The organism is Geomonas edaphica (assembly GCF_004917075.1).
Taxonomy (GTDB): domain Bacteria; phylum Desulfobacterota; class Desulfuromonadia; order Geobacterales; family Geobacteraceae; genus Geomonas; species Geomonas edaphica.
Genome location: NZ_SSYB01000005.1, coordinates 431,393 through 456,033 on the forward strand (window position 1 = coordinate 431,393; position 24,641 = coordinate 456,033).

21 protein-coding genes are annotated in these 24,641 nt (G+C 63.6%); 16 read left to right on the plus strand and 5 right to left on the minus strand.

What is annotated here, in order from left to right:
• Nucleotides 1-20: 20 nt before the first annotated feature.
• Complete coding sequence (locus tag E8K79_RS17680) at nt 21-509, minus strand: hypothetical protein (protein ID WP_136515866.1); 489 nt, start codon at nt 507-509, stop codon at nt 21-23.
• Nucleotides 510-946: 437 nt separating this feature from the next.
• Between E8K79_RS17680 and E8K79_RS17685 the strand changes: the two genes are divergently transcribed.
• From E8K79_RS17685 to E8K79_RS17735, 11 genes are all read left to right on the plus strand, one after another.
• Nucleotides 947-3,754 (plus strand): Rne/Rng family ribonuclease, encoded by a 2,808-nt coding sequence (locus tag E8K79_RS17685; protein WP_136515867.1) that lies wholly within the window; start codon nt 947-949, stop codon nt 3,752-3,754.
• A 16-nt stretch (nt 3,755-3,770) separates the two neighbouring features.
• The gene (locus E8K79_RS17690) at nt 3,771-4,562 is read left to right on the plus strand and encodes a hypothetical protein (RefSeq protein WP_246043867.1); all 792 of its coding nucleotides are present in this window, start codon (nt 3,771-3,773) and stop codon (nt 4,560-4,562) included.
• Between the two features lie 16 nt (nt 4,563-4,578).
• Nucleotides 4,579-4,953 carry a fluoride efflux transporter CrcB gene (crcB, locus tag E8K79_RS17695; RefSeq protein WP_136515868.1) on the plus strand — a complete coding sequence of 125 codons (375 nt, stop codon included), beginning with the start codon at nt 4,579-4,581 and terminating at the stop codon, nt 4,951-4,953.
• Between the two features lie 69 nt (nt 4,954-5,022).
• Nucleotides 5,023-5,400, plus strand: a complete 378-nt coding sequence (locus tag E8K79_RS17700) for a DUF190 domain-containing protein (protein ID WP_136516024.1) — start codon at nt 5,023-5,025, stop codon at nt 5,398-5,400.
• Nucleotides 5,401-5,452: 52 nt separating this feature from the next.
• Nucleotides 5,453-8,146, plus strand: a complete 2,694-nt coding sequence (locus E8K79_RS17705; protein ID WP_136515869.1) for a 2-oxoglutarate dehydrogenase E1 component — start codon at nt 5,453-5,455, stop codon at nt 8,144-8,146.
• A 162-nt stretch (nt 8,147-8,308) separates the two neighbouring features.
• Entirely contained in the window at nt 8,309-9,577 is a 1,269-nt protein-coding gene (gene odhB / locus E8K79_RS17710) for a 2-oxoglutarate dehydrogenase complex dihydrolipoyllysine-residue succinyltransferase (protein WP_136515870.1), read from the plus strand.
• Between the two features lie 51 nt (nt 9,578-9,628).
• Entirely contained in the window at nt 9,629-11,035 is a 1,407-nt protein-coding gene (gene lpdA, locus E8K79_RS17715) for a dihydrolipoyl dehydrogenase (protein ID WP_136515871.1), read from the plus strand.
• Between the two features lies 1 nt (nt 11,036).
• On the plus strand, nt 11,037-11,654 hold the full coding sequence (gene lipB / locus E8K79_RS17720) for a lipoyl(octanoyl) transferase LipB (protein WP_136515872.1): 618 nt from the start codon (nt 11,037-11,039) through the stop codon (nt 11,652-11,654).
• A 30-nt stretch (nt 11,655-11,684) separates the two neighbouring features.
• Complete coding sequence (locus E8K79_RS17725) at nt 11,685-14,141, plus strand: Lon protease family protein (RefSeq protein ID WP_136515873.1); 2,457 nt, start codon at nt 11,685-11,687, stop codon at nt 14,139-14,141.
• A 93-nt stretch (nt 14,142-14,234) separates the two neighbouring features.
• Entirely contained in the window at nt 14,235-15,104 is an 870-nt protein-coding gene (locus E8K79_RS17730; RefSeq protein WP_136515874.1) for a diacylglycerol/lipid kinase family protein, read from the plus strand.
• A 103-nt stretch (nt 15,105-15,207) separates the two neighbouring features.
• Entirely contained in the window at nt 15,208-15,912 is a 705-nt protein-coding gene (locus E8K79_RS17735) for a response regulator (RefSeq protein WP_246043868.1), read from the plus strand.
• Here the strand turns inward: E8K79_RS17735 and E8K79_RS17740 are convergent.
• The 4 genes from E8K79_RS17740 to E8K79_RS17755 all read right to left on the minus strand — a co-directional run bounded on the left by E8K79_RS17740 (nt 15,909) and on the right by E8K79_RS17755 (nt 20,610).
• Nucleotides 15,909-16,949: a TIGR04283 family arsenosugar biosynthesis glycosyltransferase gene (locus tag E8K79_RS17740; RefSeq protein ID WP_136515875.1), complete on the minus strand. Its 1,041-nt coding sequence runs from the start codon at nt 16,947-16,949 to the stop codon at nt 15,909-15,911. The two genes, E8K79_RS17735 and E8K79_RS17740, sit on opposite strands and share 4 nt — an antisense overlap.
• Complete coding sequence (locus E8K79_RS17745; RefSeq protein ID WP_136515876.1) at nt 16,939-17,880, minus strand: chemotaxis protein CheV; 942 nt, start codon at nt 17,878-17,880, stop codon at nt 16,939-16,941. The genes E8K79_RS17740 and E8K79_RS17745 overlap by 11 nt, the downstream gene beginning before the upstream one ends.
• Nucleotides 17,881-18,003: 123 nt before the next feature.
• Nucleotides 18,004-20,010: a molybdopterin oxidoreductase family protein gene (locus tag E8K79_RS17750; protein ID WP_136515877.1), complete on the minus strand. Its 2,007-nt coding sequence runs from the start codon at nt 20,008-20,010 to the stop codon at nt 18,004-18,006.
• Between the two features lie 291 nt (nt 20,011-20,301).
• Nucleotides 20,302-20,610 (minus strand): cytochrome c3 family protein, encoded by a 309-nt coding sequence (locus tag E8K79_RS17755; protein ID WP_129127160.1) that lies wholly within the window; start codon nt 20,608-20,610, stop codon nt 20,302-20,304.
• Nucleotides 20,611-20,794: 184 nt separating this feature from the next.
• Between E8K79_RS17755 and E8K79_RS17760 the strand changes: the two genes are divergently transcribed.
• The 5 genes from E8K79_RS17760 (at nt 20,795) to E8K79_RS17780 (ending at nt 24,602) form a co-directional block, all read left to right on the plus strand.
• The gene (locus E8K79_RS17760) at nt 20,795-21,805 is read left to right on the plus strand and encodes a PilZ-like domain-containing protein (RefSeq protein ID WP_135868307.1); all 1,011 of its coding nucleotides are present in this window, start codon (nt 20,795-20,797) and stop codon (nt 21,803-21,805) included.
• 84 nt (nt 21,806-21,889) lie between these two features.
• Nucleotides 21,890-22,363 carry a GreA/GreB family elongation factor gene (locus E8K79_RS17765; protein ID WP_136515878.1) on the plus strand — a complete coding sequence of 158 codons (474 nt, stop codon included), beginning with the start codon at nt 21,890-21,892 and terminating at the stop codon, nt 22,361-22,363.
• Between the two features lie 373 nt (nt 22,364-22,736).
• Nucleotides 22,737-23,399: a hypothetical protein gene (locus E8K79_RS17770; protein WP_135868305.1), complete on the plus strand. Its 663-nt coding sequence runs from the start codon at nt 22,737-22,739 to the stop codon at nt 23,397-23,399.
• On the plus strand, nt 23,396-23,932 hold the full coding sequence (locus E8K79_RS17775; protein ID WP_136515880.1) for a FlgO family outer membrane protein: 537 nt from the start codon (nt 23,396-23,398) through the stop codon (nt 23,930-23,932). The genes E8K79_RS17770 and E8K79_RS17775 overlap by 4 nt, the downstream gene beginning before the upstream one ends.
• 31 nt (nt 23,933-23,963) lie before the next feature.
• Nucleotides 23,964-24,602, plus strand: a complete 639-nt coding sequence (locus E8K79_RS17780; RefSeq protein ID WP_136515881.1) for an outer membrane beta-barrel protein — start codon at nt 23,964-23,966, stop codon at nt 24,600-24,602.
• Nucleotides 24,603-24,641 lie beyond the last annotated feature (39 nt).

Genomic DNA, 24,641 nt, shown 5'->3' on the forward strand with positions numbered 1-24,641 from the left:
CTTTTCTCCTTGGGTCCTCTTCAGGACTCGAATCTTTCTTCCAGCTCCGTCTTGAACTGTTCCAGGTCGATCCCTTTCAGGCGCACCAGATCCTTCATGACCGAATCGAGCACCGCGTTTGCGGTGTTCAGCGTCGCCCTCTTGGAGCGAACCTCACGCAGTGCCTTCTCGCGCCCCTCGCCGGTCAACAGCAGGTCTGAACGCTCGTTGTAGAAGCGGTGGATCAGGAAGTTCCTTGCCTTAAGTGCCAGGCGCAGCGCGTGCACCGCCTGGTCGTTGAAGCCGACCTTCTCCTTGATCTCCTCCATCAGCCGTCCCATGGTCTGGGAACCGAGGATCTCCATCGACCCGCTGAACTCCTCTTCGGTGAGCGCTCCGTCGGAGAGTTCGATAAGGAGCGTCACGATGAACGAGATATAAAGCTCGATCCTCTGGCAGTCCTGGACCGCCGCCCCCATTTCCAGGTAGATCGGGTTAAGCGGCGTGGTGTCTATTTTGATACCGGGCATGGCGCACCTTCGGGCGTGGTTTGACGAAATCCAATAGCATACTTCCGGGGCGCAATAAACAGCTAATTTAATGGCAGGGGGCGCCGGGGGCAGGCTTGCATGGGTGCTCCTGGTAAGCTGCTGAATTTGCAGCCATATTCATGTGGATCTCATCCTGCCGTCCCTCATGTGGAGCATCACAGGCGATGCAAACGCTGCTTTGAATGCCTTAATGCCGCGTGTACACTCTGTTTTTTTATAGTGCGTGAGAAAGAAACTCTGCTATAATCACTCGGTTTTCATTAATCTTGTCCGCCCCGAATCTTCATTCGGGGCTGCATATACGAGAAGAAACTGGCCGGCACTGCCGGCGAGACAACAAACCTGGGCGCGAGAGGCACCGGCCGGCACTGCCGCCGGGAGCCCGCGGCCCCAAAAGGAAAGGGAACAAGCAATCTATGGCAAAAAAAATGCTGATCAATGCGCTGCACTCGGAAGAGGCGCGCGTGGCAATCGTGGAGGATGGACGTCTGGTGGATCTCGATGTTGAGATCGCCGGCAACGAGCAGACGCGCGGCAACATCTACAAGGGAGTCGTGGTCCGCGTTGAGCAGGGGCTGCAGGCCGCCTTTGTCGACATCGGGCTCAAGAAGCTAGGCTTTCTGCAGATGGGAGAGCTGCACCCCGAGAACTGGAAGTGGCGTGACGATATCCCCGAGGACCAGCGCCACCGTCGTCCCCGCATCCAGGAGGTGCTGAGAAGGGGGCAGGAGCTGATCGTCCAGGTGGAGAAGGGGGAGCGCGACAACAAGGGAGCCGCCCTCACCACGTACGTTTCACTGCCGGGCCGCTACATGGTGGTGATGCCTGGGAGCGACTCCGCCGGGATCTCCCGCAAGGTGGAGAGCGAGGGGGAGCGCAAGAAGCTCAAGGAGATGATCTCCGAGATGACCATCCCCGAGGGGTACGGCTACATCATCCGCACCGAGGCGATGGGGCGCACCCGCGAGGAGCTGCAGAAGGACTTCGACAGTCTGGTGGCGCTGTACCAGGGGATCCGCGAAAAAGGGATGTCCATGAAAGGGGCGGGGATGATCTACCAGGAGTCCGCCCTGATCATTAGGACCATCCGGGATTACTTCTCCGCCGACATAGACGAGGTGCTCGTCGACAGCAAGGACGTCTACCAGGACGTGCGCGAGGCGCTCAAGGAGATCGATCCCACCTTCGAGAAGCTCGTGAAGATGCACCAGGAAAAGCGTCCCCTCTTCTCGCGCTACCAGCTCGAGGAGCAGATCGACCTTATCTACGAGAAGAAGGTGCCGCTGAAATCGGGGGGCTCCATCTTCATCGAGCCGACCGAGGCGCTCGTCTCCATCGACGTCAACTCCGGCAAGTCCACCGGCGAGAAGGGGGTCGAGGACACCGCGTTCAAGACCAACATGGAGGCTGCCGAGGAGGCGGCGCGCCAGCTGAGGCTGCGCGACCTGGGCGGGCTGATCGTCATCGACTTCATCGACATGCGTGACAGAAAGCACAACGCCGAGGTCGAGAAGACCCTCAAGAGCGCGCTCAAGGCGGACAAGGCGCGCGTGAACGTCTCCCGCATCTCCGAGTTCGGCCTTCTGGAGATGTCCCGGCAGCGCATCCGCCAGACCCTGAACCAGGCGAGCACCCTAGAGTGCCCGCACTGTGACGGGCGCGGCAAGGTGAAGTCGGTCGAGGCGATGGCGCTCTCCTTCCTTAGGAAGGTGCACGCGGCCGCCGCCAAAGGGACCATCGGCGAGGTGGTGGGAAGCCTGCCCCTCGAGATCGCCTACTACCTTCTGAACCGCAAGCGTCACGAACTCTCCCGGATCGAGAACGACTACGACATAGAGGTGACCGTCAAGGGGAAACCCTCTTATCTCTTGAACCAGATGGACCTGGAGCTCGTCAAGCGGGAGAAGGTCGAGGAACAGCCCCAGGAGAAGGTGCAGCCGGCGCGTCCCGTTGCCAAAGAGGAGGCACCCGCCGAGGTCGCCGCCGATGGGCGCAAGAAGAAGAAAAAGGGGAAGAAGGCAGCCGAGCCCGAGGTGCATGCCGAGGCGGTGCCGGTCGCTGTGGTCGAGGAGCCGTCCGGTGCGGAGCTCGTGGTGACCGTAGATGGCGAGCCGGAGGAACACAAGAAGAAGCGACGCAGAAAGCGTAAGCGGGGCAAGGGGGGAGGCGCCGATGCCCACCCGGCCGAGGCCGAAGTCGAGTTGCCCGGCGACGCCGGGGAGCTTGCCGCGGGTGGCGCCGTTTCCGAGCAGGCCGAGGAGGCCGGGGCCGAGCTGTCGGCATCGGGCGAGCCTGTTGAAGAGGTCAAGAAGAAACGTCGCCGGAAGAGACGGCGCGGCAAGGGCGGTCACGAGGCCGTCGCAGCGGGTGAAGGGCAGCAGGTAGGCGACGAGTCCGAAACAGCCCTACCCGTGGCCGTTGCCGCCGAAGCGGCGCCCGTGGTTGAGGCCGCTGCCCCGGGTGAGGCGCCCGCGGAGAAGAAGCCTGCACGCAAGAAGAGAAGCCGCGGCAAGGGTGGAGCCGTCGAGGCCGTCCTTGAAGCAGTGGTAGCCGGTGTAGCTGTCCCCGTTGCCGAGTCCGGTGCACCTGCCCCGGTAGCCGAGCCCGCCGCCGTGCCGGAGAAACCGGCCAAGAAGGCGCGCCCTGCGCGCAAGCCGAAGGCTGCTGCCGTTGCCGTCGAGGCAGCAGCACCTGCAGTACAGAGCCAGGCCTCGGCACCGGCCCCCGCGTCGCAAAGCGGAGCGGCAGAGTCGGCGGCAGCACCCGCCGCCGAAGCCGGCAAGGCCGAGGTTGCCGCAAAGAAAAAGCCGGCCCGCCCCAGGAAGGCAAAGGTTACCGAGCCCGCCGCCGTGGCCCCGGTAGCCACCGCCGAACCTGCTGCGGTCGAGCAAGCAAAACCCGCCAAGCCTGCAAAAGCCGCGAAGGCCAAGAAGGCGGTCACCCCGTCGGACCAGTCCGACAAGTCCGACAAGTCCGACAAGTCCGACAAGTCCGACAAGGCTGCGAAGCCGGCCAAGGCAGCCAAGGCAGCCAAGGCAGCCAAGGCAGCCAAGGCAGCCAAGGCAGCCAACGCCGAGCCGGCCCCCGAAAAGACGCCCGCCGCAAAGGCCAAGGTCCCCGCGAAGCGCAGCGCCGCTAAGGCCGCGGAGCCCGCTGCAGCGTCCGAGGAGGAGCCTAAGAAGCCTCGCGCACCGCGCAAGAAAAAAGAAGAGAAAGCTGTCTGACGGCGCGGGGGATGAGATGATGAAATACCTCGCGGTCGCGGCCTTACTCCTAAGCTGCGCCGCTCCTGCGGCTGCGACTGCGGCAGGGCTGGAAGAGCTCACCCCGTATTTCGGGCCCCAGTACTTCACCTGGAAGGAGCGCAACGGCGGCAAGACGCTGCTCAAGGAGCAGGGCCCTCTTTTTTGCGTTGGCGTGCGCCTTGGTTCCGTCACTTCCTCTTCTATTGCCGTCCGCGGCAGGGCCGAAGTCTTCGGCGGCGAAGTTTCCTACGAGGGGCAGACCCAGGCCCCTGAGTCGGTGCCGGTTGATACTCACGTAAGCTATTACGGCGCGAAAGGGGAGCTCGACCTAGGCTACCGGCTCGAGCCCCTCCCCGCGCGTCTGGAGCCATTTGCCGGTGTCGGTTACCAGGGGTGGTTCCGGGACCTGCAGGACTCGACCGCTTCCGACGGGACCAGCGTCTCCGGCTACACCGAGGGGTGGCAGGTCGGTTACGCACGGATCGGCGCACGCGCTGACGCTCCGCTGGGCCAGGTGAGGGTATCTGCCGAAGCGGGTGCCAAGTACCCCTTCTACGTGGGTAACACCATCGACTTCAGCGGCAGCGGCAAGACCACCTTCCACCCCAAGGGAAGGATGAGCGGCTTCGCCGAACTGGGCGCCGGGTACGGCAACTTCCGGGCGTCGCTCGTCTTTGATGCCCTGCGTTTCGCCCGGTCCGACCTGAAGCCTGTCCAGGGAACCTACTACTTCCAGCCTGACTCCTCTTCCGACAGCTTCGGCCTGAGGCTCGGCTGGAACTTCTAAAACGGCTGGTTTTTACATGGAGCAGATTTTTCTCATAGCCCTTCTCGGGGCGGCCGGTTGTCTGACCCGGTATTTCCTTTCCGGCTTCGTGTACCGGATCTGCGGTACCGGCTTCCCCTACGGCACGTTTGCGGTCAACATCATCGGGGCGTTTCTGATCGGCCTTGTCATGGAGTTCTCCATCAGGAGCGCGCTCATCCCGCCTACCCTGCGTTTTGCCATCACCATCGGCTTTCTGGGGGGACTCACCACCTTTTCCACCTTCAGCCTGGAAACTTTCCGCCTCATCGAGGAGGGAGCGCTGCTCCTTGCCTTTACCAATATCTTGATCAGCGTAATCGCCTGCCTTGCCTGCACCTGGCTCGGGATACAGACGGCCCGCTGGCTGTAGCCCCGCGCCTGCCGCCACCGGCGGCCTGCGCCTTTGCATCTATAAATACACATGGAGGGAAGCGTGCCTATGAAGGTGAGGGACATGAGCCTGGAAAGTGACAGGACGGGGATGCTCGGCGAGCAGGTTCTCCTGAGGATCTACATCGGGGAGCGCGACAAGTACAAGCACATCCCGCTCTACGAGGCGCTCGTCGAACTGTTCCGCAAGGAGGGATTCGCCGGTGCCACGGTGCTGCGCGGGGTGGCCGGCTTCGGCGCGCACAGCATGTACCACACCGATAGGCTGCTGCGCCTGTCAACCGACCTACCCATGGTGATCGAGGTGGTCGACGAGCGGGTGCGTGTCGAGGCGATCCTTCCCGCCGTGGAGGAGATGATGGACGGCGGCATGATCACCCTTGAAAAAGTTCAAGTTTGGCGGTACGCGAAAAAACGCTCCGCTTGAAACGAAACCCTCATCTGCTACACTCTCCGTGTTCATGAAAAGGAGCAGATCGATGGGTATATTAGACAACCTGACCCCCCAGTGGATTGAGAACCAGTACGAACTTTGGAAACGTGAGCCCGAGCAGCTTTCCGAGGAATGGCGGGCATTCTTCACCGGTTTTGACCTGGGGGCCGCCGCCCCGGCGCCTGGCACACCCCCGGCGCCGGGATCCGAGGAAGCTCTGAAACAGTCCTCGGTACAGTCCCTCATCTACCGCTACCGCGACATCGGTCACCTGCTGGCGTGCACCGATCCCCTTTCACCCTGCCGGATAGAGCATCCTCTCCTCTCGCTCTCGACCTTCGGGCTGGACCCGTCCGACCTTAACAAGATCTTCCACACCAGGCGCTTCATGAAAAAAAGCGCCACGCTGAAGGATATCCTGCAGGTGCTGCGCAGCACCTACTGCGGGTCGGTCGGCGTTGAGTTCATGCACCTTCAGGACCCGGACGAGCGGCAGTGGCTCATCGACCGGATGGAACCGGTGGGCAACCGCGGCGTTTTCACCAAGGAAAAGCGACTCCTTTTGCTGAAAAAGCTCAAGGAAGCCGCCCTCTTCGAGCGCGAGCTGCACAAGAGGTTCCCCGGCCAGACACGCTTTTCGCTCGAGGGGGGGGACGTCCTCATCCCGATGCTGGACGCCGCCGTCACCAAGGCGGCCTCTATGGGCGTCACCGACGTCGTCTTCGGCATGCCGCACCGAGGCCGCCTGAACGTGCTCTGCAACATCTTCGGCATGCCGTATGAGAATATGTTCGCCGAGTTCGCCGACAACTTCGAGTACGGCGTGGTCGGTGAAGGGGACGTTAAATACCACAAGGGGTTCTCGGTGAACGCCCCGGGTGCCGACGGCGGTACCGTCCACCTGACCCTCACCTCCAACCCGAGCCACCTCGAGGCGATCGACCCGGTAGTGCAGGGCAAATGCCGCGCTCGCCAGGACCGCATCGGCAGCGACGGGGAAACCCGCGTGCTCCCGCTTTTGATCCACGGCGATGCCGCCTTCTCCGGCCAGGGGGTGGTGGCCGAGACGCTGAACCTCTCCCAGCTTGCCGGCTATCGCACCGGCGGCACCCTCCACATCGTCCTCAACAACCAGATCGGCTTCACGACGAGCGCCGTAGATGCGCGCTCCAGCCACTACGCGACCGACGTCGCGAAGATGGTGCAGGCCCCGGTGTTCCACGTCTACGGTGACGACGCCGAGGCCGTGGTGCACGTGACGGAGCTCGCCGTAGCCTATCGCGACCGTTACCGCAAGGACGTGGTGGTCGAGGTGATCTGCTACAGAAGGCATGGCCACAACGAAGGTGACGAGCCCTACTTCACCCAGCCGCTCATGTACCAGCAGATCAAGCTCCGCCCCCAGTTGCACTCGCTTTACGAGATGGAGCTTTTGGCGGAGGGATTCGAAGAAGATGTGCTTAAAGAGATTGAAACCGAGGTGGTGCAGCGGCTGACCCAGGCCGGCGAACGCCAGGCGGCTCCGGTGGAGTCGGCCTTCCTCGCCCACTGGAGCGGGATGAAACCGGGCGTCGCCAAAGTTGCCGTGCCGACCTCGGTTCCCTCCGCCACGCTCCTTGAGCTTTCCGAGCGGCTCGCACGCATCCCCGACGGTTTCACCCCCCATCCCAAGGTAGCCGCGGTGCTGCAAAAGCGCAGGGATGCCGTGGTGAAGGGGGGACCGCTCGATTGGGGCAACGTCGAGACCCTTGCCTATGCCTCGCTCCTCTCCTCTGGTGTCTCCGTGCGCCTGTCGGGCCAGGACGTGCGGCGTGGCACCTTCAGCCACCGCCACAGCACCCTCTTCGACCAGGAAAGCGGCGCCACCTACCTGCCGCTCTGCGCGGTAGTACCGGAGGGGACCCACTTCTGCGCCTTCGACAGCATGCTGGCCGAATTCTCGGTGCTAGGTTTCGAGTATGGCTATTCCCTCGAGGCTCCCGAGGCCCTTACCATCTGGGAGGCCCAGTACGGCGACTTCGTCAACGGCGCCCAGGTGATCATCGACCAGTTCCTCGTGAGCGGCGAGGCGAAATGGGAGCGTTCCAGCGGCCTCGTCCTCATGCTCCCGCACGGCTATGAAGGGCAGGGGGCGGAGCATTCCAGCGCCCGCATCGAGCGCTTCCTGGAACTTGCCGCCGCTGGCAACATCCAGGCGGTATATCCCACCACACCGGCCCAACTTTTCCACGTTCTACGCCGGCAGATGCTGCAGCCCTTCAGAAAGCCGCTCATCCTCTTCACCCCGAAGAGTCTTCTGCGCCACCCGGACTGCGTCTCCAGGCTCGAGGAACTGAGCTCCGGCGGTTTCCGCGAGGTGATTGCCGAACCCGCGGCCGGTGAAGCTGTGTGCCAGGTGATCATCTGCAGCGGCAAGATCTACTACGACCTTTTGGGACGCATCAGGAAAGAGCAGTTGCAGGGGAGTGCCCTTCTGCGCATCGAGCAGCTCTATCCGCTCCCCATCGAGCAGTTGCGCGACGAGCTACAGCGTTTCCCCGCCGGCGTCCGTTATACCTGGGTTCAGGAAGAGCCGCGTAACATGGGAGCCTGGCGCTTCATCCACGAGCCGCTGAGCGAGCTTTTGGGAGGCGTTCCCAGGTACGTAGGGCGTCCCGACGCGGCCGCCCCCGCCTCCGGCTCGCACCGGCTGGACCGTGTCGAGCAGGAGCGCATCGTTGACGAAGCTTTAAAAATCTAGAGGCGTTCTACGTTCTGTGTTCTACGTTCTACGTTACCCCTTAAGACCTTAATTGGGCTGACACCGGGACGGATGCACCGTGTCTAAGGTGAAACGATCGTGAACTCTGAAGCCTGTAACGTAGAACCTAGAACGTAGAACGGCAGTTAAAGGGAGATGCACATGGATATCAAGGTTCCGGCAGTTGGCGAGTCGGTGTACGAGGCGGTCATCGCCAGGTGGCTCAAGAAGACGGGCGACGTGGTGGCCAAAGACGAGCCGCTGTGCGAGATCGAGACGGACAAGGTGACCCTGGAGGTGACCAGCGAAGCGGACGGCGTACTGACCGTGCTATCCGGCGAAGGGGAGACGGTGAAAATCGGCGCGGTGATCGCGACGATTGACGCTCGTAGCGCGCAGGCGGAGGGGGCCGCTAAACCCACGGCCGCGCAGGCGCCGCAGAAAGCTGCAGCACAAGGCGCCGCCCCCCCTATGTCCCCCTCGGGTCGCAAGCTCGCCCGTGAGCTCGGCGTAGAGCCGGGCGAGGTTCAGGGAAGCGGCCGGGGCGGCCGGGTCACCAACGACGACCTGATGAAGGCGCAGGCGGCGAAGGGCGAAGCGGCTCAGCCTGCCGCGGTTAAGCCCGCCCCGATCCAGCCGCCGCCGGCTACCCCCAGCCAGCCCGTTACGCCCCCCCCTGCAGCACCTGTTCCTCCGCAACCGAAAACCGCCCCCAAGGAGGCGGCCGAAGAGGGGCGCATCGTACGCAAGCCGATGACCCAGATCAGGAAGCGCATCGCCGAACGCCTTGTCTCCGTACGCCAGCACACCGCCATGCTCACCACCTTCAACGAGGCGGACATGACCGAGGTGATCAGGCTGCGCAAGAAGCACGGCGAGCACTTCCAGAAGCGCCACGGCGTGAAGCTCGGCTTCATGTCCCTCTTCGTGCGCGCCTGCTGCGCCGCGCTTGCCGAGTTCCCTGACGTGAACGCGAGCATCGAGGGGGACGACATCGTCTACCATAACTTCTGCGACATCGGCGTGGCGGTCGGCGGCGAACGCGGCCTGGTGGTGCCGGTGCTGAGAGATGCGCAGAAGATGGGGCTCGCCCAGATCGAGCTCGCCATCGCCGAGTTCGCCGAAAAGGTACGTACCAACCGCATCGCCCTTTCCGACCTCGAGGGGGGGACCTTCACCATCTCCAACGGCGGCATCTACGGCTCCATGCTCTCCACCCCGATCCTGAACCCGCCCCAGTCAGGAGTGCTCGGGATGCACAACATCCAGGAGCGCGCCGTGGTGGTGGAAGGGCAGATCGTCGTGCGCCCCATGATGTACCTGGCCCTCTCCTACGACCACAGGATCGTGGACGGCAAGGGGGCGGTCGGCTTCCTGAAGCTGGTCAAGGAGTACATCGAGGACCCGGAGGAGATGCTGCTGGAGTGCTAGGAAAAAGAGAGTCAACCTGGAACTGAAATCGTTGCAAGCTGGAGGGAAACCATGTCCGAAGAAACCTTCGATCTCATAGTAATCGGCGCCGGCCCCGGCGGGTACGTCGCCGCCATCAGGGGCGCCCAGCTCGGCATGAAGGTCGCCGTCGTAGAAAAGCGTGGCTCCCTGGGGGGCGTCTGCCTGAACGAGGGGTGCATCCCGAGCAAGGCGCTCCTCGACTCGAGCGAACTCTACCACCTGGCGCTGCACCGCTTCGCCGGCCACGGCATCGAGGTGCAGCCTCCCACCCTCAACCTTTCCCGCATGATGGCGCGCAAGGAAGACGTCGTGAAGAAACTCACCGACGGCATCGCCTATCTCTTCAAGAAGAACGGCATCACGAGCTTTCTCGGCACGGCGACCATGCTTTCGCCCGAAAACGGCACGCACCGGGTCGAGGTGAAGGGGGAGCAGAACGCCGTCATCTCCGGCAAGAAGGTGATCATCGCCACCGGCAGCGACGCCGTGCAACTCCCGTCGCTCCCCTTTGACGGTGAAGGTGTCGTCTCCGCCCGCGAGGCGCTCAGCTTCACCTCGTTGCCTGAGCACCTGCTCGTCGTGGGCGGAGGATACATCGGCCTCGAGCTCGGCTCGGTGTGGCTTAGGCTTGGCGCCAAGGTGACCGTGGTCGAGCTGTTGCCGCGTCTCGTCGCGGGGAGCGACGGTCAGGTGGCCGAGGCGCTCCTGCGCTCGCTCAAGAAGCAGGGGATGCAGTTCATGCTGGGTGCCAAGGTGGCCGGCGTCGAGAAGAAGGAGGGACGTCTCGCCGCGCGCATCGAGGGGGAGGAAGAGACGCAGGAGATCCTCTGCGACAAGGTCCTCGTAGCGGTCGGGCGCAGGCCGCTTACCGGCGGGCTTAACCTGGAAGGGCTCGGCGTCGCGATGGACGGCAGCCGCATCAAGGTCGACGCCGACTACGCGACGAACGTCGCCGGGATCTACGCCATCGGCGACTTGATCGCCGGTCCCATGCTCGCCCACAAGGCGATGGAGGAGGGTGCGGTCTGCGTCGAGCGGATGCAAGGCGAGCCGAGCCAGGTCGATTACGGCTGCATCCCTGGCGTCTGCTACACCTGGCCCGAGGCGGCCTCGGTCGGCAAGACAGAAGAGGCGCTCAAGGAAGAGGGTATCGCCTACAAGGTGGGCAAGTTCAACTTCATGGCCAACGGCCGCGCCAAATGCATGGACGAGACCGAAGGGTTCGTGAAGCTCCTCACCGAGGAGAAGGGGGGGAGGCTTCTCGGCGTGCATATCCTCGGTCCCCGCGCCTCGGACATGATCGCCGAGGCGGTCACCGTGATGAGTTTCGGCGGCAGCGGCGAGGACATCGCCCTCACCGTGCACGGCCATCCCACCCTCTCCGAGGCGATGAAGGAGGCGGCGCTCGACCTAGACAAGCGCGCCATCCACGGCTGACATGGTCGTTCACGACGCAGCGGTGATCGGTTACCCGGAGGCTCTCGCCTTGCAGGAGCGCCTGGTCGCCGAGGTGCAGCAGGGGGGGGAGGAGGCGCTCATCCTTCTCGAACACACCCCCGTCTACACCATCGGCGCGGGAGGCGACAGCGGAAACCTGCTTGATCCCGCCATAACGGCGCGCCGGGTCAACCGGGGTGGCGACGTCACCTACCACGGCCCCGGCCAACTGGTCGGTTACCCCATCCTGGATCTCGGGCGGCGCGGGCGCGACCTGCATCGCTACCTCCGTTTCCTCGAGCTCTTTCTCATCGGGATGTGCGGCGATTTTGGCGTCGCGGGTTTCACCATCCCGGGGAAGACCGGGGTCTGGACCGCGGGGGGGAAGATCGCCGCCATCGGCGTCGGCGTACGGCGCTGGGTATCCATGCACGGCTTCTGTCTGAACGTCGCCCCCGACATCTCTCCTTTTAAAAGCATCAACCCCTGCGGTATGCGCGACTGCCGCATCACCTCGATATCCCTGGAATGCGGGGAGACCGTGGCGGTAGGGGAGCTCAAGAGACTCGCGACAGCCCGCTTTGAGACGCTTTTGAACACGCACCTGCCGTCCCTGTAATCCCACACGAACGCTTGCAAGGAGGCTCACATGTCCGAAACCGCTAACAGAGTCCCCGTAGAGAAGCTACGCTGGGTATGCGACCCCGCCCTTTTCAATTTCAAGACCACCGAAGAGATCGCGAACATCGAACGCAACATCAGCCAGGACCGCGCCATTGCCGCTATCGAGTTCGGTCTGGGCATGCCCAGCAACGGCTTCAACATCTTCTTAGCCGGCGAGCCCGGCACGGGACGGACCTCCACCATACGGCAGATGCTGAAGAAGTTCGTCAAGGACACCTGCCCCCCAAGCGACTGGTGCTACGTGAACAACTTCCACACCCCGGACGCGCCCATAGCCATCGCCCTTCCGGCGGGCATGGGACGTGGCTTCGCCGCCGATATGCGCGAACTCCTCGACTACATGCGTGCCAACGTCCCGACCGCGCTCGAGAGCAAGGAGTACGAGACCAACCGGGTCGGCATCATAGAGCAGTTCCAGGAGCGAAACGGCGAGATCTTCTCCGAGCTCGAGGCGGAGGCGGGCGAGCGGGGCTTCGCCCTGCAGCGCACCGTCTCCGGGCTCGTCATCGTGCCGCAAAAAGAGGGGCGCAACTTCACCCAGGAGGAGTACGAGGCGCTCGAAAAGGACGAGCGGGAGAAGCTCGACACGGTGGGGCGCGAGCTGACCGAGAAGTTGAACGACGCCCTGCGCCAGGTGCGCGAGAACGAGAAGGCGCTGCGCGACGCCCTGGCACTTTTGGACCGCGAGCTCGGGCTCGCCGCGGTCGGGCATCACCTGAACCCGCTCAAGGAGAAGTACCAGGGGTTCGCCAAGGTCCAAGAGTACCTGGAGAGCGTGCAGGAGGACCTCCTTTTGAACCTGGAGGATTTCAAGCCCCAGGCCGCGCCGCCGCAGATACCGGGCTTGAAGCTCCCCAAACAGGAGCCGACCTTCGAGCGCTACGAGGTGAACGTCCTCGTCGAGAACAACCCGGACCTCGGCGCCCCCGTGGTCTTCGAGTCGAACCCGACCTACAACAACCTCTTCGGGCGCATCGAGAACGTGATGCAGATGGGGGGGGTGGCGACCACCAACTTCACCCTCATCAAGCCGGGCGCCCTGCACCGCGCCAACGGCGGCTACCTCGTCCTCGACGCACGTGAGGTGCTCATCAACCCCTTCGCCTGGGAGTCGCTCAAGCGATGCATCAGGAACATGGAGATAAAGATCGAGGACGTCCTCGAGCAGTACCGCTTCATGACCGTGGTGTCCCTGAAACCCGAGCCGATCCCGTTGGATGCGAAGATCATCATGATCGGGTCGCTCTGGGTCTACTACCTCCTCTTCTACCTCGAGCCGGACTACCGGAAGTTCTTCAAGGTGAAGGCCGATTTCGACAGCCGCATCAGCCGCACCCCGGACGTCATGCAGGACTACGCCCTCTTCGTCGCGGCTCACTGCTGCAACGAGGGGCTCCTCCCCTTCGACCCGACCGGCGTCGCCGCCCTACTGGAGCACGCCTCGCGCATGGTCGAGGACCAGACGCGCCTTTCCTCCCACTTCATGGAGCTCTCCGACCTGATCCGGGAGTCGAGCTATTGGGCAAAGCGCGACGGCGCCCAGGTGGTGGACCGCAGCTGGGTGAAGCGGGCGATCCAGGAGAGCACCTACCGCTCGAACCGGATCGAGGAGCGCATCCAGGAACTCCTCGCCCAGGGGGTGATCCTCTGCGACACGAAGGGTGGCGTCGTCGGGCAGGTGAACGGACTCTCCGTGATCACCATGGGGGACTACACCTTCGGGCGTCCCTCGCGCCTCACCATACGCGTCTCTCAGGGGCGCGCCGGGATGGTGAACATCGAGCGCGAGGTGAAGCTTTCCGGCCCGATCCACGACAAGGGGGTGCTGATCCTCACCGGCTACCTGGCCGGGAAGTTCGGGCAGGAACAGCCGCTCTCCTTCTCGGCGCACATCTGCTTCGAGCAGTCCTACGAGGGGATCGAGGGGGACAGCGCCTCCTCGGCCGAGCTCTATGGCCTTCTCTCCGCCTTCTCGGGGCTGCCGGTCAAGCAAGGGATCGCGGTCACCGGGAGCGTCAACCAGCACGGGCAGATCCAGCCCATCGGCGGGGTGAACTACAAGATCGAGGGGTTCTTCAACGTCTGCAAGGCGAAGGGGTTGACAGGCGAGCAGGGGGTCGTTATCCCGAAGATCAACGAGCAGAACCTGATGCTGAGCGACGAGGTCGTGCAGGCGGTGACCGACGGCATGTTCCACGTATGGAGCGTTTCCGAGGTCGAGGAGGGGATCGAGATCCTCACCGGCGTTCCTGCCGGCAGGCCCGCCGAGGACGGCAGCTATCCCGAGGGGAGTGTCAACTTCCTGGTGCAGAAGAGGCTTAAGACCATGCTCGAGAACATGCGCAAATTCCAGCAGCCCGAAAGGGAAAAGGACGAGCCGGCGCGACTTCCCGAGCAGGTCAAAGAACCGGAGCATCCGTAACGGTAAGCCCCTGCAAACCCCTTGTAATCAGACACTGTTTTTGCTACCTTCCGGGGGCCGCTACTGCGGCCCCTTTTTCGTGGAGGTGTTTTTTTGTCCAGACGCTGTTTCCTCATCGTAAACCCCACCTCGGGGACCTTTTCGCAGCAAAAGGTCGACCTGATCATGGCCGGGCTCAAGGGGCGCGGGCTCGAGCCCATACTCATGCCGACGCAAAGCGCCGCCGATCCGGCCCTCTTCGCCTCCCGCATCTGCACCGAGGAGAGCGAACCGCTCATCGTGGTGGCAGGGGGGGACGGCACCATCAACGGCGTCCTGAACGGGCTCGTCCCGGGGGTGGCGACCCTTGGCGTGATCCCGCTCGGCACCTCGAACGTGCTCGCGCGCGAACTCGACATCTCCTCCATCGACGAAGCCCTCGATCGCCTGGGGCGCGGCGAGTCGCGCCCCATCTCCGTGGGAGAGGTGGAGCGCGACGGCGAAAAGAGGCGCTTCGTGCTCATGGCGGGCGCCGGTTTCGACGGCGCCGTGGTGCGCGACGTGCGCCTCTCCGAGAAACGCGCCATCGGCAAGGGGGCCTACCTTCTCTCCGCCCTGCGCAACTTTATGGACTGGGACGCCTCGCAGCTCACCGTCACCGGGGGAGGAAAAAACGTCACCTGTCACGGCGTCATCGTCTGCAACGCCGCGAAGTACGGTGGGGACTTTCTCCTCGCCCCCGAGGCGGACCTCTTCACCCCGGGCTTCCAGGTGCTCTGCATCAGCGGGGGGCGCCTCGCCTACTTGGGGCTCGCCATGGGGCTTTTAAACGGCACGGCCGTCTACAGCCGGAACGTCACCTCTTTCAGCGCGGCGCAGCTCGAACTCTCCGGGGCGAAGGCGGTACAGTTGGACGGCGATTACGTCTGCCCGACACCTCTTACCATCCGGACCATTCCGGAACTTGTACGTCTCGTGGTCTAATAACTGCTGTCATCTTGACAAACCTGCCATGATATTGATTAATGAACGGGTGGCCGGCTGCATCGGCTTCCCGCTGATATGAACTGACCGGGAGGGAATAGGCGTGAGTACCAAAGCGAAGATCATGCTGGTTGACGACACGAAGCTGATCCTGGAACTGGAGAAGAGCTTCCTCAAGTGTTCCCACGTGGACGTCGTCACGGCCGGCAACGGCCTGGAGGCGCTCGAGTTGATCCGCAAGGATCCCCCCGACCTGGTCTTCATGGACTTCAACATGCCGGTCATGGACGGCATCTCCTGCTGTGCACTTCTCAAGGCCGATCCCTTCCTCTGCGGCGTCCCCGTCGTCATGCTGACCACCGCGGGCAACGAGCAGGACCGGGCGCGCGCCGCCCAGGCCGGGTGTGACGACTTCCTCACCAAGCCGGTCGACCGTCGCCTCTTCCTCGAGATGGCCCACAAGTACACCGCCGGCGTTGAGCGACGCGAGCAGAGGGTCCCCTGCCAGGTCCCGCTTCTTTTCCTCCTGGACGGCACCCCGGTCGGCGCCCACGCCCTCGACATCGGCGACGGCGGACTCTTCGTGGCGAGCCGCGAAACGGTCCTTCTGCACCAGAAGCTGCGCCTCGCCTTCTACCTGGAGACGGAGCGGCTCCCTCTCTTAGAAGTGCAGGGACGGGTGGCCTGGGTGAACGAGGAGGGGAGCCGGGTACACAAGGGGCTTCCTGCGGGGTTCGGTGTGGAACTGCTCGAACTGGAGCCGTGGCAGACCGACGAGCTGAAGGGGTTCGTTGAGGGGATACGCTAGGGTAGGGCCGCGAGGGTGAGTCGGAACCAGAGCCTGGTGAGGAGTGCCGCACACAGGTCCCCGGCACGGTTGGCGATGAATCGCGCCACGATGCGGTCGTAAAGAAGCAGAAACCTTCCCCCTTTGCCCGCCTCTACGTCACCGGTGAGAACGTCCAGGAAAAGAGCGAGCTGCCAGGCGTTCCCCCTCACGTAGGCGCCGGTTTCGCGCCACAGGCGGCGCCTCTCGGCACGCGGCAGCGCACGGATTGCATCGGCGAGCGGCGTGAGAACCGGCCTGAGTCTCAGCTTCCCCGTCGTGTCCTGGCTGCGGTAACTTCTCTTCAGGTCGCGGATCAACTGCAGATGGCCGGTGTGGGCGAGGCTCATCAGGACCGCGTTCAGCGACTGCCGGGGGAGGAGCCCCTCGGCTAAAAAGCGGCGCGGCGAGGTGCTGATGCGGGGTGGCAAGAGGAGCCAGCGCCCCATCTTTCGCACGCGCTCAGCGAAAAAGGTGTCTTCCATGAGCGGTAGGTCAGCGTCGAAGGGACCCGCCTCCTCGAAGAAGGCGCGGCCGATAAGAAAACCCTGGTCGCCGTGGGTGCATCCCGGGCGGTCCAGGGTCGCTTTTTGTCCGTAGAAACGGTAGGGGAGCGGGGTCGGTCCGCCAAAGTCGAAGCTGAGGGCGAAGCGGCCGGCAACGTGTGCCGCTCCCGCCGCCGTAAGCGCGTCGAGCCCGCTGCGCAGGGCGAGCGGGTCCTCGAAGTGAGAATCGATGTGCAGGAAGAGGAGCGTCGCCCCCCGTGCCGCGAGGGCGCCGCGGTTCAACTGTCCCGCGCGCCCCTTCTCCCCCCCGATCACCCTGACCGGGAAGGGAAGCTTGCTAGATAACCGTTCCGCCTCATCCCTGCCCAGGTCGCTGGAGGCGCCGTCCGAAAGGATCACCTCCAGGTGTACCCCCTGCTGCCGGGAGAGCGCCGTGAGGAAGTGAACCACGTTCCCCGCCTCATTGTAAAACGGCACGATGATCGACAGCTCGGGGCACGGCTCAAAGGACAAGGGTGTCCGCCTTTTGCACCAGGTTCGGCAGGTCCGGCTTGGTAAGGATGTCGCTCGCGCCCAGGTTGCGCCATTTCATCTTGTTGTCCTCGCTGGCAAGCGAAGAGAAGATGACCACGGGCAGATACTCAAGGTCCGCCTCCTTGCGGATCAGCGCCGTCAGGTGCAGACCGTCCATGCGGGGCATCTCGATGTCCGTGATGACGAGGCTCAACTGGTTGCTGAAGGGCTCCCCGCTCGCCTTGCATTTCTCCCGTACCGCCTGCAAGTGCTCCCACGCCTCCTCGCCGTTCTCCGCTTCCACCACCCGGTAACCTGCCTCCCTGAGCGAGCCGCACATGGTCCTCCTGATGAAGGCCGAGTCGTCGGCGACCAGGATGGTCTTCGCGCCGCGGTTCGCGGTCGAGTGCGCGAGCATCAGGTCCTCTCCCGGGGCGGCGAGCGCCATGGTCGAGGAGAGCTCCCCTATGATCTTCTCGAAGTCGAGGATCAGGATGATGCGGTCCTCCATCTTCACGACGCCCGTTATGTTCGCATCGTGGATCGCCTTGACCGGGGGCTCCACGTTCTCCCACGAGATGCGGTAGATGCGGGAGACCGAATGCACCTGTATGCCCACCACGATCCGGTTGAACTCGAGGACGATGACCCGGTCCGCCGGGATCCCCTCGGTATTCTTGTTGAGCGCGCGGGACAGGTCGATCAGGGTGATCACCTGGTCGCGCAGCTTGATCATGCCGCTTACCGAGGCGTTCGCGTTCACCACCCTGCGGATTTCCGGGAGGCGGATGATCTCGCGTACCTTCGCCACGTTGACGCCGAAGTAGCAGGGAATGACGTTACCCTTGGCGTCCATCTCATCGATCCTGAACTCGACTATTTCCAGCTCGTTGGTGCCGCTTTCCAGAAGTATCTTGCTGTTCGGTTCCATACGCCCCCCGCTTTTTTCGTGCCGCTTTTCCTGACTACATCGGCAGCACGCGCCAAAGCATGAGGCAAATCTGCACTAAATGCTCGGCAATCTCCGTAAGGCGCCCCGCCCCGTTGTCAATCGTCAATTGCCTCTGCGCACATCGACGCGGTTGTCGTAGAAGGTGCTCCCCCCGCCCTGGTCGGTGAGGCGCTGCGAGGTGAGGGCGTTCACCGACCGGCTGCCCGTCGCGAAGGCGAGCCAGAAGACCCCCTCGGCGACCACGACACCGGACGGCACCTTCGGCGTCACCTCGAGTGTGAAGTCGACCTCCCCGAGTTCGTTCCATGCGACGACCTGCTCCCCGTCGGCGAGCCCCTTGCCGGCCGCGTCCTCTGGGTTCATCTTGAGGCGCATCCCCCCCTGCTTCTCGCGCAACTCCTCCTGCTCGTAGAAACTCGCGTTCAGCGCGTACGGCGTCGGTGCGGTCATGAGCCGGAAGGGGAGGCGTGCCGCTTCCTCGTGCGTCGGCAGGTAGCGCGGTAGCTTCTCCTCGAGCCGCTCGTTCAGGATCTCGATCCGCCCGGACGGGGTGAGGATCCCCCCCTTCCGCGCGGCGAGGGTCACCGGACGTCCCTGGGCAAGCGCCTCCTCGTCGATCCCCTCCCTGAGCGGTCTCGGGACGGCGAGGAGCCGGTCGATCATCTCATCCGCGCTCAGGGTGAAGATCTCCTCGGTGAAGCCCATGCCTTTTGCGAGCAGGGAGAACACCTCCCAGTTCGACTTGCTTTCTCCCACCGGGGCGACCGCAGCCTGCGCCCGCTGGATGCAGTAGGTGCCGTAGGAGCGGTAGATGTCGCTGTGCTCGAGCGACGAGGTCGCCGGAAGGACGATGTCGGCGTAGCGCGCCGTGTCGGTCATGAAGCGCTCGTGCACCACGGTGAAAAGGTCCTCGCGGGAGAGCCCCTTAAGCACCTGGTTCTGGTCCGGCGTGACGGCGGCCGGGTTCGAGTGGTACACGTAGAGCCCCATGATGGGGGGGGCGTCGAGTTCGTTCAGGGCGTGCCCGAGCCGGTTCATGTTGACGAGCCTCGTCGTCCCGGGGATCAGGTCCTCGCGGGTGAGTAGCTCCATCGGGAAGGCGGCGCCGGTGGAGGTGTCCGGGAAGCATCCTCCCCCCTCCTTGCCGTAGGCCCCGACGAGCGCGGGGAGGCAGCAGACGCAGCGCACCGTCATGGCGCCGTTTCCGTAGCGCGAAAGCGCGCTCCCGAGCCTGATGAAGGGGGCCTTTGCCTTTGCGTAGCGGTGCGCCATGGCGACGATGTCTTCGGCGGCGAGCCCGGTAAGTGCCGCGGCGCGCTCCGGGGTGAATTCGGGGAGCACCTGGGCCGCGAGTTCCTCGAAGCCGAGCACGTGCTCCGCGATGAAGGAGGCGTCGGTGAGCCCGTCGCGTGCGATGACGTGCATCATGCCGAGGGCGAGCGCCCCGTCGCTTCCGGGGCGGACCAGAAAGGTGCGGTCTGCGGCCGAGGCGGTGGGGGTCTCGTAGGTGTCGATGAGCCAGACCTCGCCCCCGTTTTTGCGCACCTCGCCCGCCTGGTTCAGGAAGTGGATGCTGGTCGCCGCGGCGTTGATCCCCCAGAGGATGAGGAGATCGCTCTTCCCCGCGCTCTCCGGCGGCGGCGTCGCCGTCTGTCCCATGACCGCCTTCCATCCCTCTCCCTTTGCGGGAGAGCAGATGGTGCGGTCGAGGCGGGAGGCCCCCATGCGGTGGAAGAAGGGATGCCCGGAGTTTCTCTGCACGATCCCCATGGTCCCGGCGTAGGAGTAGGGGAGGATCGCCTCCGCCCCGTGCTCCTTGATGATCCCTTGCCAGCGCGCGGTCACCTCCGCGATCGCCTCTTCCCACGAGATGGAGGCGAAGCTGCCGCTTCCCTTCGCGCCGGTGCGCTTAAGCGGCGTGGTGAGCCTCAGCGGCGAGTGGACCGTCTTTTCGTAGTGGCGCATCTTCGGGCAGAGGGTGCCGCGGCTGAAGGGATGTTCCGGATCCCCCTTCACCGCGACCGCGCGGCCGTTTTCCACCTGCACCAGCATGCCGCAGGTGTCTGGGCAGTCGAAGGGGCAGACCGATCTCTTGGTAACAACGCTCATCTCTTTTCTCCTGGGGTGAAACGGCTTCGGAAACTGGCTGTCCCTTTTTATGTGTTTTGCGGCTGCAGATCAACACAAAAGCTGTTCATGTGCCTCCCAGCTTGGAGCTTGTATGGCCCGGTCAAGGCAAATCCCCCCTGTCCCCCCTTCGCAAAGGGGGGACGCCGGGGCACGTGCAATAGTGGGGAGTTGTACTCCGCTTACCGTGTACGAAGTGGGGGGCTCAGTTCTAAGAGGGGGATGAAACGGGTGCGCGCCCCGGCAGGCCGGGGACGCGCAGAGTGGGAAGGGTTACTTCTTGTGACATTTTGCGCAGTTGCCGGCCGGCTTGAACGCCTTCTTGCCGTTGTGGCACTCGCCGCAGTACTTGCCCGCGTTGATGTCCGCCATCTTCATCTGGGCGGCACCCTTCTTCATCTTGAAGATCTTGCTGTGGCACTCGTTGCACTTGAGCCCTTTGCCGGCATGGTCGTCACCCTTGAAGGTCACTTTCCCCATCGCCGTGTTCCACTCCACACTCTTGCCCGCCGGTACCGCCATCGCCTGTGCCGCCGCCATGACAACCACCAGGGCTGCCGCCATCATCGTTATCTTTTTCATAGTTCTCCCTTCGTTCATTAGTAAAAAAAGCCTTTAAGTTGATAACACACCCCACCGCGATGTCAAGACGGCCTCTGTTCCCGATAGGTTGCAAACACGAGTGTGGCCGGTTGTCCCCTTGCATTTTGGCATAGTTGCAGTTTAATGTGATGGGCTAGTTTTTTTCTTATTAAAAAGGGTCATCATGAACGACGAATACGCCGAATACCGGGACGCGCTCGCGTCCGGCATGCGTATCGAGATCGGCATACCGCTCTCCGGCGGAGGCGTATTCCGGGACTGGGGCGTCATCAGCGAGTCCGGCGGTGACATGCTCCTCGTGCAGATATCCCGCGATGTCCTGCCGGCCAACGTGCGGGTCGACATCGGGTTCATCCTCGACGTTTGCGTCTGGCGCGGCAAGGACAGCTACACCTGCAACGGCATCGTCACCGACAAGCTTGGCGCGAGGGTGCTGCAGATCCGGCTCTTCGGCAGCTTCACCCTGCGCGAGCGGCGCCAGTTTTTCAGGACCGAGATGGCGCTCAGGGTGCGCTACGACATCGCCGACGAGTCGGGCCGCAAGGAAGTGGAGCGGGACTGGGAGGTGCGCAAGGAACGGGAGCAGATGAAGTTCCAGGGGTACGACGAGTTCGTCATCGCCGCCCACATGGCGCGCTTCGCGCCGGCCAAGCCGATCAACTGGTGCGACCTGCTCCGGGCCCAGTTGAACCTGGGAGGCGGCGGGGTCTGCCTGCGCATGCCGGTGACCGCGCGTCCCGACCAGCTTTTGAACCTGGAACTGCACCTCCCCCTCGATCCGCCCCGGCTCGTGCATGCCGTGGGACAAGTGGTCCACGTGAAGCCCCCCATGACCCTGCGCGACGGCTCCTCCCGCTACGACGTCGGCATGCAGTTCCTCTTTCTGGACGAGCGCGACCGCGACCTCATCTTCAAGCAGATCTCCGCCGTCCAGATCGCACATATGCGCAAGGTCGCCGACAAACGGGAGATGGACGAAATCCCCGATACACCGCGCGCCCCGCTCGGCAGGCGCCAGATCATCGCCCGGTGCGGCTGGACGCTTCTCTTCCTCATCCTTCTCTGGGCCGCGGCCCGCTATCTCATCGCCTACAGCAAGGCTCCCTCCGACAACCAGATCGAGAAGACCTACGAACAGTCTATTCGGAAGTACCGCCACCTCGACAACCCCTGAAACCTCCGGTACCGTATTGCCTTGGGGCGGAAAGTCTATTATGATGCCCCCCTTTGCCAACTGCCGTTCAACGAGGGGATCAGCATGACCAACATGATCAGCGCCGAAGGGCGCAAGAGACTTCAGGACCGTTACGATTTCCTCTGGGAGACCGAGCGCCCGCGCATGGTGAAGAATATGGCGGACGCGGCGGCCGAAGGGGACCGCTCCGAGAACGCGGAATACATCTACTCGAAGAAAAGGCTGCGCGAGATCGACCGCGAGCTCAGGCACCTGGGGGACCGTCTCAAGGTGCTGAAGGTGGTCTACCCTCCTTTGAACCCCGCCTTGGTCAGTTTCGGCTGCTGGGTGACCTACGAGGACGAGGAGGGGGAGGCGCGCAGCTACCAGCTCGTGGGACCGGACGAGTTCGACGTGAGCCTGGGAAAGATCAGCGTGGACTCCCCCGTGGGTAAGGCGCTGCTCGGCAGGAAGGTCGACGACGAGGTGCTGATAAGGCGCCCGGCCGGAGACCTCACCGTGACGATAACCGCCATCGCCTCGAAAAGACCGCAGTAGTCCCCGCGGCGCTCCCTGATGCGGAGCGCCGCTGCTTTTCCCCCCTGGTTCCCCCCCGTTTCTTTCCTTGCCATCCCCTGCTGCGCACCGGCACCCCGGCGGCTGCCGTGACCGCTTTTCTCCCACACAATTCCGTAAAGGCTCAAGAAGAGGGCCCCCGCGCCGAAGAGTGAAAATATCGACCGATCCTTCTTTTGGCCGAAACATTGCACAACGAAGCGGTGTAAACCGGGCATGGAATCCGCGGCGCCGGTGCGGACTGTAACCGGCCGATATCACGTGGAGCGATGCGGTGCGACGGTTCGTAAAGCCGGTCGGAATTTTGACACTCAAGCCGCGTCCGGCGCCTAATTTGACATGGAGGTCTTCAGATATGTTGCGAGTGGTGTTGTTGTTAACCGTGGTGCTCATGGCAGGCTGCGCCTCGCGGGTCCCCGTCGCGGTTAACCATCCGCTGACCACCCAGAAAAAGGCCAAGGCCGCCCATCACTGGGATGTCTTAGCCGACGACATCGCGCGCCAGACCCAGGTCGCCGTCTCCCGTCCCGGAAACGCTCTGAAGGACCAGGAGCTCTACATCCAGCCCGGTGGAAAGACCGCCTTCGACCACGCCTTCAGAAACTTCCTCATCACCCGGCTCGTGAACCGGGGTGTCGCGGTCACCTCCGACGCGGCCAAGGGGAAAGGGGTGAGCTACGAGACCCAACTGGTGCGGCACGAAAGCAGCCGCTATACCCACGTTCCCGGCACCCTGACAGCGCTCACCGCCGGGATCTGGGTGGTGCGGGACATCGCGGGGGACGCCTCCTCGGCCATTCCCGCCACCATCGGGATCGCCGGGCTTGCCGACTATGCCCTCGGGCTCTACGCGGGGGAGGCCACGCATACCGAGCTGGTGGTCACCACTACCATCATGGACCAGTCCAGGTACCTCTTCAGGAAGACGGACATCTACTACATCGAGGACGATGACGTGGACCTCTTCGCCGAGGTTTCCGAGGGACCGGTCAAGCAACTGGGGGTGGTGGGACGATGACAAGACTCTTTCTTCTATGCCTTGCGCTTCTTTGCGCCGGTTGTGCCCTCTTCCAGACGCGCGTGGAAGACTTCGCCGATCCCATAGTGCGGTCCAATTACCGGGCCGTCGACCGGATGCTGCAGGCGCCCGCCGTGGGCCAGACGCTCAACAAGCGCAGGCCGATCGTGGTCGCGTCGCTCGTGAACATCGACGACCTGAACAGCTCGCGCCTCGGCAGGATGCTTTCCGAGCAGCTCGCCACCCGCCTGACCCAGAACGGCTACCAGGTGGTGGAACTGAAGATGCGTGACAGCATCTTTGTCAAGCAGTCGCAGGGGGAGCTGCTCCTTTCCCGCGAGATCAAGGACATCACCCTGACGCACCAGGCCCAGGCGGTCCTCGTCGGGACCTACGCCATCGCCAACGGGCGGGTGTACATCACGGTGAAGCTGGTGGGGATGAAGGACAACACGGCCATCGCCGCCGAGGACTACGTCCTGCCGATGGACAGCAACGTGAGGTCCCTTCTCTGGGTCACCTCGAATCGATAGTCGGTACAACTCAAAAAGAAACGGAGAAACTATGCGAAGTGCTGGAATGCGCATGGCCTTGTCGGGGGTGATCACCCTGCTGGCGGTATCGACCGCCGCTGCCGACAGCGCCTATTTTTCGGTCAAGGGGGGGGCGTTTCTGCCCAGCGGCAAGGAACACGGCACCGCCAACAGTCTGAAGAGTTTCGATACCGGGTACGCGGCGGAGGTTGCCTTCGGCTATCGCCCCGAGTCGTACGCGGCGCTCGAGCTCGGCACCGGGGTCTACAGCGCATCGGGTACGGTGACCGATTCGGTGGCCCGCAGCGAGAAGACCCTCTACGGCGTCCCGGTCACCCTGACCGCCAAGGCGATTCTCGAGCTGGAAAAGTTGGAACTCTTCGCCGGTGCCGGTGCCGGGTACTACTTCACCTTCATCGATCAGAAGCTCTCCTTCACCAACGGAGGCATCCCGCCGGTGGACGAGAGCAGCCACGGCAGCGCCCTGGGTTACCACCTGGTGGCGGGGGGGGATCTGAAGCTCAGCGAGAACTTCCGGCTTGGGGCAGATTTCAAGTGGTTCTCGGTGAAACCGGACCTGGAGCTCACCGATGCCCAGAACGTGAAGAAAAGCTCGAGCTGGGACCTCGGCGGGACCACGGTGAGTCTGGGCTTCAAGTACCTGTACTGACCGGGAGCCGGATCGGATAAAAAGAAGAGGGGATGCGCC

What these genes read in the sequence shown, in the direction of transcription:
- E8K79_RS17700 (WP_136516024.1), top strand. Translation starts at nt 5,023, where the DNA reads ATGAAGGTGAGGGACATGAGCCTGGAAAGTGACAGGACGGGGATGCTC.
- E8K79_RS17685 (WP_136515867.1), top strand. Translation starts at nt 947, where the DNA reads ATGGCAAAAAAAATGCTGATCAATGCGCTGCACTCGGAAGAGGCGCGC.
- E8K79_RS17765 (WP_136515878.1), top strand. Translation starts at nt 21,890, where the DNA reads ATGACCAACATGATCAGCGCCGAAGGGCGCAAGAGACTTCAGGACCGT.
- E8K79_RS17690 (WP_246043867.1), top strand. Translation starts at nt 3,771, where the DNA reads ATGATGAAATACCTCGCGGTCGCGGCCTTACTCCTAAGCTGCGCCGCT.
- E8K79_RS17705 (WP_136515869.1), top strand. Translation starts at nt 5,453, where the DNA reads ATGGGTATATTAGACAACCTGACCCCCCAGTGGATTGAGAACCAGTAC.
- E8K79_RS17725 (WP_136515873.1), top strand. Translation starts at nt 11,685, where the DNA reads ATGTCCGAAACCGCTAACAGAGTCCCCGTAGAGAAGCTACGCTGGGTA.
- E8K79_RS17780 (WP_136515881.1), top strand. Translation starts at nt 23,964, where the DNA reads ATGCGAAGTGCTGGAATGCGCATGGCCTTGTCGGGGGTGATCACCCTG.
- E8K79_RS17745 (WP_136515876.1), bottom strand. Translation starts at nt 17,880, where the DNA reads ATGGAACCGAACAGCAAGATACTTCTGGAAAGCGGCACCAACGAGCTG.
- lipB (WP_136515872.1), top strand. Translation starts at nt 11,037, where the DNA reads ATGGTCGTTCACGACGCAGCGGTGATCGGTTACCCGGAGGCTCTCGCC.
- E8K79_RS17760 (WP_135868307.1), top strand. Translation starts at nt 20,795, where the DNA reads ATGAACGACGAATACGCCGAATACCGGGACGCGCTCGCGTCCGGCATG.
- E8K79_RS17755 (WP_129127160.1), bottom strand. Translation starts at nt 20,610, where the DNA reads ATGAAAAAGATAACGATGATGGCGGCAGCCCTGGTGGTTGTCATGGCG.
- E8K79_RS17775 (WP_136515880.1), top strand. Translation starts at nt 23,396, where the DNA reads ATGACAAGACTCTTTCTTCTATGCCTTGCGCTTCTTTGCGCCGGTTGT.
- E8K79_RS17680 (WP_136515866.1), bottom strand. Translation starts at nt 509, where the DNA reads ATGCCCGGTATCAAAATAGACACCACGCCGCTTAACCCGATCTACCTG.
- odhB (WP_136515870.1), top strand. Translation starts at nt 8,309, where the DNA reads ATGGATATCAAGGTTCCGGCAGTTGGCGAGTCGGTGTACGAGGCGGTC.
- crcB (WP_136515868.1), top strand. Translation starts at nt 4,579, where the DNA reads ATGGAGCAGATTTTTCTCATAGCCCTTCTCGGGGCGGCCGGTTGTCTG.
- E8K79_RS17750 (WP_136515877.1), bottom strand. Translation starts at nt 20,010, where the DNA reads ATGAGCGTTGTTACCAAGAGATCGGTCTGCCCCTTCGACTGCCCAGAC.
- lpdA (WP_136515871.1), top strand. Translation starts at nt 9,629, where the DNA reads ATGTCCGAAGAAACCTTCGATCTCATAGTAATCGGCGCCGGCCCCGGC.
- E8K79_RS17770 (WP_135868305.1), top strand. Translation starts at nt 22,737, where the DNA reads ATGTTGCGAGTGGTGTTGTTGTTAACCGTGGTGCTCATGGCAGGCTGC.